Consider the following 14520-nt stretch of genomic DNA (forward strand, 5'->3'; position numbering starts at 1 on the left):
TGGTAGATGGTAATTAAAAGAACCTAGGGGTTAACATCCTTGCTTTCTGTGTTTTGATGTAGAAACCAATTGAAATTTCGTGTGTGCCACTGCTGTAGCCTTTAAGCGGACCAATGGATACATCATATGCATAACCAATGCGCAGATTTTCAAGTGCAAAAACCTCAACGGCCCCAACAAATGAGTTAAGATAACTTAAATCATTTTGCAGGTGATTTTTATTATATAGTTTGACAGCAGTACGGTACGAACCACCTATCCAAAAACGCTCGCCAAAGGCAACAAATGCATTCAAATCTAAACTTGTAGGGCCGGCGGCATCATCCTTCAACAAGATGCTTGGCTTAAGCAACACATCTTCAGATACAGGTAACAATGCGCCGCCCGTTAAATAATAATGTGGTTTGGGCTGTGCTATGTAACCCCGGTTGCGTACGTTGATGTACTGCGATATTAAGTTATCTGCTGAAACACCGGCGTAGTATTTATTATCCGAGTAAAATATACCTATACGTCCGTCGGGCACTATGGTGCTTTGCATACCAACGGGCATGTAAGGTTCTGGGTCATTGGGGCTAAGCAAACTGCCATCAATACCCAATTGCTGCACACCTAAACCCAGGCCAAAAGCCAACCTCGAGCTGCCATCATTGTTCATGCGTAACCTGTATGCATAATTGGCATACGCAGAAAGGTTGCTTTGTGCGCCCAGTTTATCATGTGATACCTGCAGCGCCAGGCCCACGTTACCGTTATTGGCAATAGCATCAACAGCCAGTGACATACTTTTGGGCGAACCCTCAATACCTGTCCACTGCGAACGGAAGTAGCTGTGCACGTTTAAATTTTCTTTATAACCCGCATAGGCCGGATTAATGTATATGCCGTTAAACATATACTGGCTTTGCTGGGCATCCTGCTGGGCGTATAGGTGCCCGGCAGTAAGTAATAATATCAGTGTTAGAATTTTTTTCATATCAGCCTGTTTATTGCATCCGCAATGCTTAATTGTTTTTTAGCGTACGCATTAAAGTGATATAACCTTTTAGTACCTGCCAATCGGTAGTTTTAACTTTAAGTATGTAGTAATACGTTCCCTCGTTGAGCCCCTCTCCTGTCCAGGTATTTTTATAGCCGCTTTGGTGAAAAACCTCGTTACCCCAGCGGTTTACAATAATCAATTCGTTTTGTGAAAACTTCTCCAATCCGCGTATTTCAAATACGTCGTTTATACCATCGCCATTTGGCGTAAACAAATTTGGTATTTTAAGTAATGATGTTGCGCTTATGTTGATGGTAACTGTTGCCACATTGGTGTAGTAGCCATTTAAATCGCGCACGCGGTAAGTGAATACATCGGTACCGGCGTAGCCCGTGTTAGGTGTATAAGTAACGGTTCCGTTTCCACCAATTACTACCCTGCCGTTGGCAGGCTGCGATACGATTTCAATTGACTGCTGGTTAAAGGTGCTGTTTCCGCTATTATCATTACCTAAAACATTTACGGTAACCGGTGTATTAACGCCTGTAAAGTCGGCATCGTTAGTAGCCACCGGCGATTTAGGGAACGACGTTTCAACAGAGGCAGGTGATGTAAGCGGGTTACCGCCGGCATCAACCGCGTTTACAATTGCATTATTACGTACTACTCCTGCATCTTTATCAGCTTGTGTAAGCGTATAATTAAGTGAGTAATTAACTACTCCTCCAGGCTGTAGTCCGCCAACAGGAAGTGTTATGGTTGAGTTGTTTAATCCAAGTTTTATATCAGTTAGGTTTACGCTATTGATAACCGAACTGCCTGTATTCCTGATTTCAAATGTATAAGTGATGAAATAGGAATTGAACACACCGGTTTTTGTTAAGCTGATTGCTCCTGTTGGCGGAGCTGCAGTTATTGCAACAACTGTTGGATCTTCAGCAGGACCGGTTGCCGGGTTATCTGAACGTTTACTTACGGCTATTCCGTTAGCATCGGTTCCGCTGGCTGTGGCCTGGTTGCTGTAAAAGCGGGCTGCAACGTCGGCCTGAACTACCGTGTGCCTTGCTGTTACCGTTGCCGAGGCATTTGGTGCCAGGGTGGCAATAGTTGCAGGTGAAATTGAACCAGCATCGGCACCGGCATCTGTTACTGTTACGTTGCTAAGCGTTGTGCTACCGGTGTTGGTAACTACGAGCGTATAATTAATTACGTCTCCAACTTTACTATAACCATTAGTTGCCACCTTGGTAAGATTTATTGACGACGCATATATAGTTACGTCAACGGTTATAGGGTCTGACACAACCCCATCAGGCGTGGTAAGTGTATAGGTAAAAGTATCATTACCTACATACCCCGCAATTGGTGAATAAGTTACCCGTCCGTTTGCATCCACTGTTGTAATACCACGTGCTCCGTTTGTAGGCGTTACTGTTGTTCCGTTTGCACTTGGTCCGTCATTATTTTTAACAGTGATGTTGACAGGCGTATTTAACGGCGTAGTAGCTGCATCATTTACCCCAACCGGCTTTATGTTTATAGTAACCGTTATAGGGTCAGATACAATACCGTCAGGCGTTGTTAACGTGTAAGTATAAGTGTCTTTACCTATGTAATTATTTACCGGGGTGTAAACTACCCTGCCCGTAGCATCAACTGCCGTTGTACCATGCAAACCATTGGTAGGCGTTACCGTGGTGCCAATACCACTTGAGCCATCATTGCTTTTTACTATGGTGGTAACGGGCGTATTTATCGGGGTAACGTCGGCATCGTTTACGCCGACCGGCTTAATGTTAATAGTAACTGTAATAGGGTCTGATACAATACCGTCCGGAGTTGTTAAGGTGTAAGTATAAGTATCAATACCGGCGTAGCCTGTGTTAGGTGTGTAAATTACCTGCCCGTTTGCATTAACCGTAGTAGTGCCATGCGCCCCATTAGTTGCGGCTACCGTTGTACCGGTAGCACTCGGCCCGTCATTTGCTTTTACTGTTGTGGTAACAGGCGTATTTATAGGCGCAACATCGGTATCAGCGGCGCCAATTGGTTTTATACTGATGCTGATAAGGGCGCTAACACTTTCGGTTCCATAATTGTCACGCACGGTATAAGCTACAGGTGTTGCTTTACCTGTGAAGGTTGCCAATGGCGTAAAAGTTACTCTGCCGTTTGTAGCGTTTACGGTATATGTACCTTGATTTGGTATGGTTACACTGGCTTTCTTTAAGTTATCGGCCGGATCAATAAGTTGTACCGTAGCAAGGTTTATGGTACCATCGGCATCCGTATCGTTACTGGTTATATTGAGGGTAATGGGCTGACCAATACCTGTTGTGCCAGCATCTGCAACTGTAACGGGAGCCTGGTTTATTCCAAAGTTTACGTTGGTTACATCTAAACTGGTGCCCGGTGTTGATACTGCAATTTGCAGGTTGGGCGTACCCGGCTTTATACCCGAATTGCCGGCATTATTATTACCGTAAAATGCGCCCGAAGCTTCAAAGCCCGCAGGAAGATTAGCAGCCACAGCTGCCAGATTTCCACCCACAGCAACGTCATTGGTTGATATAGCTACGGTATAATTTCCGTTATTGTTATTTGCGAGTGCATAGGTTCCGTTTGCAGCAACTGTTGCCTTGTTTACAATCACACCCGCAGCATCAACCAGGTAAGCAAATAGCTGCTTACCTCCTACGCTCTGTAAGCCATTGCCTGTTATTGCATTATCGGCTGCACCGTTTCCATCATTTACAACCGATCCTGATATTGTTACCCCTACAATGTCTTTTAAGCGATAATCTTCGGCCTCGCCATCGGCTGCAAACGATATGCTGCGGTCATCGGCCGGAGTACTGGCATCATCTAACAAATTAGTAGTGGTGATGCGCAAACGGGCATAAAGTGGCCCCACTTTAACCTTACCGGCAAACATGGCGTTTGGAAAAGTTAAGGTAAAAGGCTGATTTATGGTATTTGCCGGAACGGTAACCCGTATCAACTCGTCTATTCCAAAAATTCCATCACCGTTAAAGTCAATCCAACCGTACAAAATTGCAGGTACTGCTTTTTCATTAGTGGCCGTCAAATTTAAAACCACATCACCCTGCTGGTTAACCTTTACAGTTGGCAGGCTGGCAGGGCTCAGTGTACTTTCATCCGGGTTGTCAATTAAATCGTCACTATCGGCATTAACACCACCTTTAGGTTGTCCATCAGGGTCGAGGTTATTAGCGCCAATGTACACATGCGCTTTAGGTGTTAAAGGCGATGTGTTATAATTGACAACTTCATAGGTACCATCGCCCGGGTAATAAGTGGTTTGCTCAAAGTCATCAATATAGTGCCCGGTTACACCATAGGATAACGGCACGTCACCCAAATCAAACGGTAGTACGAAACCAATGGCCATAGCCGTAATGCCCGACCCTTTCATTGACACATTGTTGAGGCTACTTGCACCACGGGCAAACATAACCGCCTGGACTCCAAAGTTGCCGGGTGGCAAATCGGCATAAAGCTTGAAAGATTTTCCACCGTTGCTCAAATCCATTTTGTAATGAATATCGGCCACGTTGCCTTGCGTGCGCTTATTTAACAATTGCCAGGCAACAGTATTAGGCGTATTACCCGATATGTACTCACCTCCCGAATCAATTGACTCTGCATCGGCAATGATCATACCCGGGTACGAAATATTTGTCCATACGTTATTGATGAGTATGGCAACCTTTATATCAATATCAAAAGTAACTGTTCCGCCATTAGTAGTAGCTATACCTGAATTTGGCACACCGCGCGAATCGGGCTTAGGTAGATTGTTGCCTGAATAAATCAAATCTAACCCATCGCCAAAGTAGCTGCCCGGTGTATATGAGGTCATGCCTGCCCCTGCCGAAAATGTTTGATTGTTGATTACTGCAGTGATACGCACCGTTGGCGAAAACTGCCAAACGTAAGTACCACTTATAATGTTTGAAGAGCTATAGCCAACCGGCGTTTCGATCAATGTTGAACCGGGCGCGCTACGATCCCAGGTAAGCCAGTAAACAGAATTGGCCAGCTTTACCCCGGCACTGCCTCCAATGGCATATTGGGCTGATGCACTAAAGGCACCGCATATAAAAATAAATAACAGGGCAACCCTGAGTAAGTATTTATTGAGCATTAGGTATAATGTTTAGGCGTAACAAAAGTCTGTTTCAGCTATAAGAAGCAATAACCGGCTATTATCTTTTGCTAAAATTTATACTATGCGCTCTTTTAAATAAGTCTCGTAAAGTTATTATCATATTAGTTATTATAATTTATTTCAGAATTAAAGACAGCCAATTTCTGCCTTTTACGTATAATCACCTTAAAGGTTACCGAAGATATAAGTTATTAAAAGGAATTTTAATATTTATTTTTTCACAATTAGCAGCAACATTAATTGATAGTTAACAGGCCAAAAATCATCAGTTTATTTTGAAACAAAAGTCTACTTAATTAATAGGGTTGACTATTTTAGCAATCTTAATCACAATACCGGCTGTATTTACAGTCTGCAATATTTTATGAGCTCATTATACCAGCGTATAGTTATTAAAGTAGGATCGAATGTGTTAACGAAGGCAAACGGCCTGCCCGACGCGCACCGCATTGCTAACCTGGTTGATCAGATTGCTGCGATACAGGCATCAGGCAAGGAAGTTATACTTGTATCATCGGGGGCGGTAGCATCGGGCCGGAGTTTAATTTCACTACCCGAAAAGGTTGATGCCATAGCAACGCGCCAGCTACTGGCATCGGTTGGGCAGGTTAAACTTATTAATACTTATGCACAGCTGCTTGAAAAATATAATATGGTATGCTCGCAGGTTTTGGTAACGCGTGAAGATTTCAGAGACAAAACGCACTACCAGAACATGAAAAATTGCCTTGATATTTTATTAAAGCATAAGGTTTTGCCCATTGTTAATGAAAACGATGTAGTATCCGTAACCGAACTAATGTTTACTGATAATGATGAACTGGCCGGACTTATTGCATCGATGCTAAATGCACAGGCTTTAATTATACTGAGCAATGTTGACGGCATTTACGATGGTGACCCCAAATTGTCCGGTTCAAAACTCATTGAAGAGATAACCCACGACGGGTTGGACTTTTCTTCATTCATCAGCAGTACTGTAAAGTCGCAGTTTGGGCGGGGTGGTATGATCACAAAATCCAATATGGCCCAAAAGGTGTCCCGCTTAGGTATAAATGTGCATATAGCCAACGGAACTAAAGATGGAATTTTAAACCTTATATTAAGTGGAAATGCAAAGCATACACGCTTTATTCCAAAAAAATCAGCATCAAGCAAGAAGAAATGGATAGCTCACTCGGGCAATTTTGCCACGGGTATGGTTACCATTAATGATGGCGCTAAACAAGCGCTAACATCTGCCCGCGCCACTAGTTTGCTGCCCGTAGGTTTAATTACCATAAACACTGAATTTAAAAAGGGGGATATTATACGCATTGTTGATGAACAACAAAACCTGATTGGTCAGGGCATAGCAGAATACGGAGCTGATAAGGCCCGGGAGCGACTTGGCAAAAAGAACGAAAAAGCCCTCGTACATTATGATTACCTCTATTTACAAGCTTAAGTTATGAGCTACAAAGCATATTTTGAAAATGCCGTTGCGGCTGGTTATAACATTGCAGGTTTAAATGCCGACACTATAAATAAGGTATTATATTATCTGGCCGATATTGCCGTTGAACAGTCTGAAGCTTTACTGGCCGAAAACCAAAAAGATTTGGACCGCATGGATTCAACCGATCCGAAGTACGACCGCCTTATGCTCACTCACGAGCGTATTGAGGGTATTGCTGCTGATATAAGGAATGTTGCACAGCTGGATAGCCCGCTGGGCGAGGTACTTTCACAAACTGAACGACCCAATGGTTTACATATAAGCAAGGTACGCGTTCCGCTGGGTGTGGTTGGTGTAATTTATGAAGCCCGTCCCAACGTTACTTTTGATGTATTTGCGCTATGCTTTAAAACTGGTAACGTTAGCTTACTGAAGGGCGGCAGCGATGCTGATTTTTCGAATCAAGCCATAATCAGCCTTATCCATCAAGCGTTGCAAAAATTTTACGTTGATGTAAATGCTGCCATATTGTTACCTGCCGAAAGAAGTGCTACAGAAGCACTTTTCAACGCTGTTGGTTATGTTGATGTACTTATTCCGCGCGGTAGTCAGGCTCTTATTAACGCCGTACGTGAAAACAGCAAAGTGCCTGTTATTGAAACAGGAGCCGGAATTGTACATACTTACTTTGATGAATTTGGCGATGTGGAGATTGCAGCTCCTGTTATATACAATGCCAAAACCAGGCGCGTAAGCGTGTGCAACGCGTTGGATTGTCTTATTATTCATGCAAGCCGTTTAACGCAGCTTCCTTACCTGCTAAGCAAGTGTGGTGATGCAGGGGTTGAGCTATTTGCTGATGATGCAGCACTTGAACAATTAAAGCACTACTATCCACAACACCTGTTAAAAGCGGCAAATGAAACACACTTTGGTACCGAATTTTTAGCCATGAAGATGGCGGTAAAAACAGTGAATAGCCTACAGGAAGCACTAGACCACATTGCAAATCACAGCTCAAAACATAGTGAAGCCATTATATCGGAAGATGCCGACATCATAGAACGCTTTTTGAATAAGGTTGATGCAGCTGCGGTTTATGTAAACGCCTCAACGGCATTTACTGACGGGGCACAATTTGGCCTGGGCGCCGAAATTGGCATAAGCACACAAAAGTTGCACGCACGTGGGCCAATGGGTTTAGCCGAATTAACAAGCTACAAGTGGATTGTAAAAGGACACGGCCAAACAAGATCTTAGTGTTTCAGATGTAATAGGCAGTTCAATTACACAAACAAACGTTAGGTCAGCGGGTTGTATATATAAATTTGTTTCGTGATTAACGGTGAAACAAACCTTGAAGCATTTACTAGCTTAACATCAACCACTCTTTTCCGTTCAAACTAAACTTTTTGCTGTTTCAGAAGCCTTAAAAAGGTTTTACGAGTAAAGTACTGCAAATTAATGCTTCAAAATTTCAATTTAAAAAGAACGTATAAAAGATGATAGACGCACAGCAAACAGCCATTACACAAGACCCTTCGGGAAAAAAGCTAATAGTTACCCGGGAGTTTAATGCAAGCTTACAACAGGTATGGGATGCCTGGACCAAAACAGATTTGCTTGACAAATGGTGGGCACCCAAACCGTGGAAAGCCGAAACTAAGCAATTAAACTTTATTGATGGTGGTTCCTGGCTTTACGCCATGCGCGGACCCAAAGGTGAATGCAGTTGGTGTAAGGTTGATTTTAAATCAATTGAAGAACCTAACCGGTTTACCGCAACAGCTTACTTTTGTGATGAAGCCGGTAATGTAGATTCCAGCTTTCCGCCTATGCATTGGGACAACAACTTTTCGGCAAACGGTGAAAGCATGAGTCTATTAACAGAGATTACCTTTGAAAATGAAGCCGCGCTCAATAAAATTGTTGGCATGGGTTTTAAAGAAGGTTTTACCATGGGCCTGAATAACCTTGATGATTTACTGGCTGGTATGCAAAACGCATAATAAACAACAAAGCCCAATCTAATTGATTGGGCTTTGTTGTTTTACATCACCTGCTTATTCGTTAGCCGGCTTTTGTTGCTCATTCATCATATGAGCAACAGTACTGTCAGGTGTTAAATTGCTCATTGCAATTTGCACCTTATTTTTAAAGCCCGATATAACTTTATCTTTATCATCCTGCATTGCTTCGTAACCATCTTTGGCTACATCGGCAGCGTTGCTCAATGAACTTTTATCTTGAACTATGCGGCTTTCCTGCATATTTGCTTTGTTAAAGAAGTCAGTATCGGTTGCACCCGGCATTAATGCTGTTACCGTTATGCCTGTATCTTTTAACTCTTCGCGTATAGCTTCGGTAAATGATAATACAAATGCCTTGGTACCATGGTAAACCGACTGCCACGGACCCGGAACCTTACTGGCAATAGACGCCAGATTTAAAATTTTACCCTCATTTCGGGCCACCATATCTTTCAAAAAGCATTTGGTTAAAATGACCAATGATGCAACGTTGAGGTCAATAATGCTCAACTCGCGATTGATATCCGTATCCTTAAATTCACCATATAGTCCCTGGCCTGCATCATTTACCAATACATCAACCTGCATGCCCTTGGCCTTCACCTCGTCATACAAATCAAACGCAGCCTGGCGGCTAAATAAGTCTTTGGCAATAGTGCTAACTTCAATGCCACTTTGGCGAAGATGTGCCGCACAATTATCAAGCTTTTGCTCATTACGGGCTACCAAAATAAGGTTGTAACCATCGGCAGCAAATAACTTAGCCAATTCAAAACCAATACCTTCTGAGGCACCGGTTATTAATGCACATGGTCTGTTATTCATAATTATTGAGTTTGCCCGGTTTTAAAACCGGATTAAAAATTTGGTTTATACTTTTTAAATTAACTCCATGGTTTTAACACCACTTTGGTACAATCATCCTGCTTTTTCTGGAACATCTCGTAGCCTTTCGCCGCTTCACTTAATGGAAGCGTATGGCTAATAATGTCATCAAGCACTACCTTCTCTTCTTTTACCAAGTCAATAAGATGGTCAATGTAATTAAGTACGGGAGCCTGACCTTGTTTAATGGTAATACCCTTGTCAAATATTCTGAACATTGGGAAGTTATCATACGGAGAGCCATATACACCTACAATGCTAACCGTACCGCTGCGGCGTACCGACTCAAAACACAGATCGAGTATTTTCATACTGCCTACTTCAAAGTTTACGGCCGATTTAATTTTATCCATCACGCCGCGCTCCGGCTCAAAGCCTACAGCATCAACGCATACATCGGCGCCACGCCCACCTGTCATTTGCCTAATGGCTTCAACAACATCAACCTTATGCGGATTCAAGGTTTCAACATGGTTTACGGCTTTTGCCTTCTCCAGGCGATAGTCAAGTACATCAATGGCAATCACACGTCCGGCGCCATTAAGCCAGGCTGCTTTTTGTGCCATCATTCCAACAGGACCAGAGCCAAATATGGCTACTGTTTCGCCACCTTTAAGCTGCGCCCAATCAATGGCCGACCATCCTGTAGGAAAAATATCTGTTAAAAACAGCACCTGCTCGTCCGTTAAATTATCAGGCACAATACGCGGACTTATATCTGCATACGGCACACGTACGTACTCGGCCTGACCACCCGAGTAACCTCCATATAAATCGGTATAACCATATAGGGCGCCACCTTTTTTATCGGTTAAGTCGCCGTCAGGCCCGTAGTGTTCGTAATTTGAATTTTCGCAATGAGGTGAAGCTCCGTGCGTACAAAAGAAACAATGGCCGCAAGATATTGGGAAAGGAACCACAACGCGATCACCCTTTTTTAGTTTGGTAACGCCTGCGCCAACCTCTTCAACAATACCCATAAACTCGTGCCCTAATACAAGGTCTTTAGGTTGTGGTACGCCGCCACTTAGTATGTGTAAGTCAGAACCGCATATAGCTGTTGATGTAACTTTTAAAATTACATCATTTGGATGCTGAATTTTTGGATCTTCAACGGTATCTACGCTGATGTCTCCGGGTTTGTGAAATACTGCTGCTTTCATAGGTAGTGTTAAGTAACTTTAATTTATAATTAAATCACATAACACTAACAGAAATACCAAAGACAGGTTTTTTCTAAATACTAAAAACCGACAACTACAGATTTTGAATTTGTCTATATTTCAGTGTATTAAATTAAAACAAGATGATATTTACCTGATGAGCATCTGCTCAAACTGCAGGCTATCACCCTTAAATGCATTGAAATCAACCGTGTGGTTTATACCAGTTATATGAGCAGTTTCTGAGTGCTGCCAAAACCACCAATTGGTATTTTTACCGGCTTTAAGTTCGGGCTTGTTATAGTGTGCAATCCATAGCGGGTAGTCATCAAAGTCGCCTTCCAGGTAATCTTTATAAAAGCTGAGCCCGGTGTAAATAATGGGTTTGGTTTTCAACTTACTTACAACGTGCTTTAAAAACGTTTTTAATTGCTTTCGCATTTCCTCCGGTGTTACGTTATCCAGCCGTTCTATGTCAACTACGGGCGGTAAATCACCACTTTCAATATTTACATTTTGCAGAAAAAAGCGGGCCTGCCATAAACCATCCTTATATGGCCTGAAGAAATGGTAGGCCCCGCACCGTATACCGTTTTTGGCGGCTTCGCGCCAGTTACGTTTAAAATACGGATCAACCGTAAGCAAACCCTCCGTAGCTTTTATAAAGGCAAAGCTTATGCGTACGCTATCTTCTTCCATTGCCCGTACCTTTGGCCAGTCAATCTTCCCTTGTGCGTAAGAAACATCAATTCCATGAATTTTGTAACGCGTAGGAATATCTATACCAAAACTTTTATAATTGCGATAATGCGGATTCTGTCCTATGTTTTTCACCCACTGCCAGCTTGCCGAAAAAAAGCTTACAACGTACCCATAGTAAAACGGCGAAAGCAATACCAGTAACGATCCGATAACCAAGGGCTTCCATGAAAATGTTTGGGTTTTCTTTTTAACGGGGGGCTTTCTGGCTGTTTTAGCACGCGGTTTTGCCGCTGGTACCTTTCGGGGCTTAATAGGTTTTAACTCTTTAGGCGTAGTCACGCTGCAAAGTTACGCACTATATAAACAGGTAAATAAATTTTACTTAACAAATAATATAAACACTTAAATGCATAAAAAAAGCAACCATTTACAGGTTGCTTTCTTATTCTATAACTAATTAAGCTATTTCAATTTGCTTAAAGTTTTTAGTGAACTTAAAGTCCAGTATCAGCTTTTCGGCATCAAAAACAAAGTCGGTAACCTCTTTACCATCAGCAATAATTTTTGATGGTTTAAAAGGCAAGCCAACCACATTGAAGTGGTAATTTTCATAACGAGGTGTATATAAACCTTCCATGCTTTGCTGTAGCGTGAAACTTGTTGGCTTACCGCTTGCAACAAATTTTTTCTCGGAGTATATGTCCTGCTCGTAGGCAAATGTTTCGCCATAATCTTCAAAAAAGAACGAGTTTGCAGGTGCTTCGCTGTAATAAACGTTAAGCTTAACCTCTTCAATTTCCTTTTCGCCCACGTATTGCATTACTGGGTATTCGGGTATTACCGAACCTGCTTTTACAAACAGCGGAATGGTTTCAAGTGGTGTTGCAACTTCAACCTCGCGGCCACCTTCTATTAATTGGTTGTCCCAGTAGCCAAACCAATTACCCTTAGGCAGGTAAACCTTCCGGCTTGTTTGGCCGGGCTCCATAACAGGGCAAACTAGTATTTTGTCACCGTAGGTAAACTCATCCTGGCGGGCCTGGTTATTTATCTCGCCTTGCTCCTGCATTACAACCGGGCGCAGTATAGGGAAACCATAACGGTGATGTTCCCAAAATGTTGAATACAAATATGGTATAAGCTTGTAGCGAAGCTCAATAAATTTACGGTTAATGGCAGTATATGGCTCGCCAAAACTCCAGGGCTCGCGTTCTTTAGTGTCACCGGCCGAGTGTGCGCGCATAAAGGGTGAAAATGTTCCCATTTGAATCCAGCGTGTAAACAATTCGCCATCAGGCTCGCCGCTAAAGCCACCAATATCGGTACCGCAAAACGGTATGCCCGACATTGACAAACGCTGGCACTGTACGTTACCAAGGCGCAAATGCTCCCATGACGCTACGTTATCGCCGGTCCAAACAGAGGTAAAGCGTTGCACGCCTGAATACCCCGCGCGGGTAATGGTAAAAGGACGCTTATTTTTCATAAGCTTACGCATGCCTTCATATGTAGCTCTTACCATTTGCATGCCGTACACGTTATGTGCCTTACGGTGCGATCCGCGGTAACCATCATACTGGTGGCGTACATCATCAGGGAAGGTACCGGCGCCAAATACAGCAGGTTCGTTCATATCGTTCCAAACGCCCGCTACGCCTAATTGTACCAACTCGTCAAACAAAGTTCCCCACCATTCACGCACCTCTGGATTGGTGAAATCAGGAAACTGGCAACGGCCCGGCCATACGTGGCCTTCCATAAAGTAATCATCGCATCTGCGACAGAAATAACGCTTCTCCTTGCCTTCTTTAAAAACCCAGTAATTATCATCAACCCTTATACCCGGATCAATAATCACTACTGTTTTAAATCCATCTGCCGCCAATTCCTTAATCATTTTTTTAGGATCAGGGAAATATTTACGGTTCCAGGTAAAGCAGCGGTACCCGTCCATATAATCTATGTCAAGGTAAATGCCGTCGCACGGAATTTTATTTTCGCGGAAACCGTTAGCTACCTTTTTAACCTTTGACTCAGGGTAATAACTCCAACGGCACTGATGATAGCCAAGCGCCCACAATGGCGGCATTGGGTGAGTACCCGTTAATAAATGGTAACGTTTAACAACGTCCATCATATTTGGGCCATGTATGTAATAGTATTGCAGCTCTCCCCCATCGGCCCAAAAACTCGTTTTGTTACGATCTTCAGAACCAAAATCAAAGTGAGCTTTAAAGGTATTATCGAAAAATATACCGTGTGCAATACCTTCGTTAAGGCTTATATAAAACGGTATACTGCGATATATTGGGTCTTGGTTCCAGGCAAATGAGTAAGCGTCGGTATTCCAGTTTACAAAGCGTTTACCGCGCAAGTTTAAGTCGGTAGGTTTATCGCCCAAGCCATAAAAGGCTTCTTCGGGATGACAAACCTTTGTACCAAATACGTAGTAACCACCAAACTGAACGTTTTCTTCCCAGTGCATTGGGGTTGCATCAGCACTGGTTACATGATTTTGGCTATCAGAAAAAGAAACCAGGAAGTCTTTTTTCTTGATATGGCAGTTTACTGTACTTGTTGAAATACGGTATTCGTCTTCGTTTTCATGTAAATGAAATACCGATACTTTAACTTCAAGCTTTGGTACAGCGTATGAAAACTCTTCTAAAAAAACGCTGTGAGGCGCCATGCGCACCCTTATTATTTCGTCGGTTACAATGGTTACTTCAACAGTAGCCTCAGTGTCGCGAAAGAAAAACTTGTTACCCTTCTGCTCAACGCTTTCGGGTGCGGTAAGATACTTTTTTACAATTGGCTTTAAACCAAGAACCGGGTTATTAACGTGCTGAAAAACTTCTTCTTCCTGTTCAATAAGTTTAACCGCTGGCGATTCAGGTATCGGATCGTTTGATGGATTGTTTTGTTCCATTGAGTTAGTTAGTTCTGATTAATTAAGTATTGCTTTTTAAGGCTGGTATTAAACAAATAGTTTCAATAACCAAGCCATGTTACACCATAAATGCAACCTGCGTTTACTTATACGTAATTACCGACCGAAAAGTAAAAAGAAATTTACCATTAGCCTAACTTAATTTGCTATTGAATGATTTGAATACGGTTTTCGGGGA

The 14520-nt window shown here is 42.7% G+C and carries 9 protein-coding genes; 3 read left to right on the forward strand and 6 right to left on the reverse strand.

What is annotated here, in order from left to right:
* Positions 1–13: 13 nt before the first annotated feature.
* Both QZ407_RS11255 and QZ407_RS11260 read right to left on the reverse strand, forming a co-directional pair.
* Positions 14–976, reverse strand: a complete 963-nt coding sequence (locus QZ407_RS11255) for a type IX secretion system membrane protein PorP/SprF (protein WP_295770988.1) — start codon at positions 974–976, stop codon at positions 14–16.
* Positions 977–1004: 28 nt separating this feature from the next.
* Positions 1005–5150: a CshA/CshB family fibrillar adhesin-related protein gene (locus QZ407_RS11260; protein WP_295770990.1), complete on the reverse strand. Its 4146-nt coding sequence runs from the start codon at positions 5148–5150 to the stop codon at positions 1005–1007.
* Positions 5151–5538: 388 nt separating this feature from the next.
* Here QZ407_RS11260 and proB point away from each other — a divergent pair, with 388 nt between their 5' ends.
* From proB to QZ407_RS11275, 3 genes are all read left to right on the forward strand, one after another.
* A complete protein-coding gene (proB, locus tag QZ407_RS11265; RefSeq protein ID WP_295770993.1) occupies positions 5539–6621 on the forward strand; it encodes a glutamate 5-kinase in 1083 nt (360 codons plus the stop codon).
* Between the two features lie 3 nt (positions 6622–6624).
* On the forward strand, positions 6625–7872 hold the full coding sequence (locus QZ407_RS11270) for a glutamate-5-semialdehyde dehydrogenase (RefSeq protein ID WP_295770997.1): 1248 nt from the start codon (positions 6625–6627) through the stop codon (positions 7870–7872).
* Positions 7873–8114: 242 nt separating this feature from the next.
* Positions 8115–8621 (forward strand): SRPBCC domain-containing protein, encoded by a 507-nt coding sequence (locus QZ407_RS11275; RefSeq protein ID WP_295771000.1) that lies wholly within the window; start codon positions 8115–8117, stop codon positions 8619–8621.
* A gap of 54 nt (positions 8622–8675) precedes the next feature.
* On the opposite strand, the gene QZ407_RS11280 is transcribed toward QZ407_RS11275, so the two are convergent.
* The 4 genes from QZ407_RS11280 to QZ407_RS11295 form a co-directional block, all read right to left on the reverse strand.
* The gene (locus QZ407_RS11280) at positions 8676–9467 is read right to left on the reverse strand and encodes an SDR family oxidoreductase (RefSeq protein WP_295771003.1); all 792 of its coding nucleotides are present in this window, start codon (positions 9465–9467) and stop codon (positions 8676–8678) included.
* A 59-nt stretch (positions 9468–9526) separates the two neighbouring features.
* Entirely contained in the window at positions 9527–10690 is a 1164-nt protein-coding gene (locus tag QZ407_RS11285) for a zinc-dependent alcohol dehydrogenase (protein ID WP_295771006.1), read from the reverse strand.
* A 150-nt stretch (positions 10691–10840) separates the two neighbouring features.
* Complete coding sequence (locus tag QZ407_RS11290) at positions 10841–11731, reverse strand: glycoside hydrolase family 25 protein (RefSeq protein WP_295771008.1); 891 nt, start codon at positions 11729–11731, stop codon at positions 10841–10843.
* Positions 11732–11849: 118 nt separating this feature from the next.
* On the reverse strand, positions 11850–14321 hold the full coding sequence (locus QZ407_RS11295; RefSeq protein ID WP_295771010.1) for a glycoside hydrolase family 31 protein: 2472 nt from the start codon (positions 14319–14321) through the stop codon (positions 11850–11852).
* Positions 14322–14520: the final 199 nt, after the last annotated feature.

Origin of the sequence: uncultured Mucilaginibacter sp. (assembly GCF_913773635.1) — a bacterium.
GTDB lineage: Bacteria > Bacteroidota > Bacteroidia > Sphingobacteriales > Sphingobacteriaceae > Mucilaginibacter.

Bases quoted from the DNA above. Each gene is read 5' to 3' on its own strand.
- QZ407_RS11255 (WP_295770988.1), bottom strand. From the start codon at position 976: ATGAAAAAAATTCTAACACTGATATTATTACTTACTGCCGGGCACCTA.
- QZ407_RS11260 (WP_295770990.1), bottom strand. From the start codon at position 5,150: ATGCTCAATAAATACTTACTCAGGGTTGCCCTGTTATTTATTTTTATA.
- proB (WP_295770993.1), top strand. From the start codon at position 5,539: ATGAGCTCATTATACCAGCGTATAGTTATTAAAGTAGGATCGAATGTG.
- QZ407_RS11270 (WP_295770997.1), top strand. From the start codon at position 6,625: ATGAGCTACAAAGCATATTTTGAAAATGCCGTTGCGGCTGGTTATAAC.
- QZ407_RS11275 (WP_295771000.1), top strand. From the start codon at position 8,115: ATGATAGACGCACAGCAAACAGCCATTACACAAGACCCTTCGGGAAAA.
- QZ407_RS11280 (WP_295771003.1), bottom strand. From the start codon at position 9,467: ATGAATAACAGACCATGTGCATTAATAACCGGTGCCTCAGAAGGTATT.
- QZ407_RS11285 (WP_295771006.1), bottom strand. From the start codon at position 10,690: ATGAAAGCAGCAGTATTTCACAAACCCGGAGACATCAGCGTAGATACC.
- QZ407_RS11295 (WP_295771010.1), bottom strand. From the start codon at position 14,321: ATGGAACAAAACAATCCATCAAACGATCCGATACCTGAATCGCCAGCG.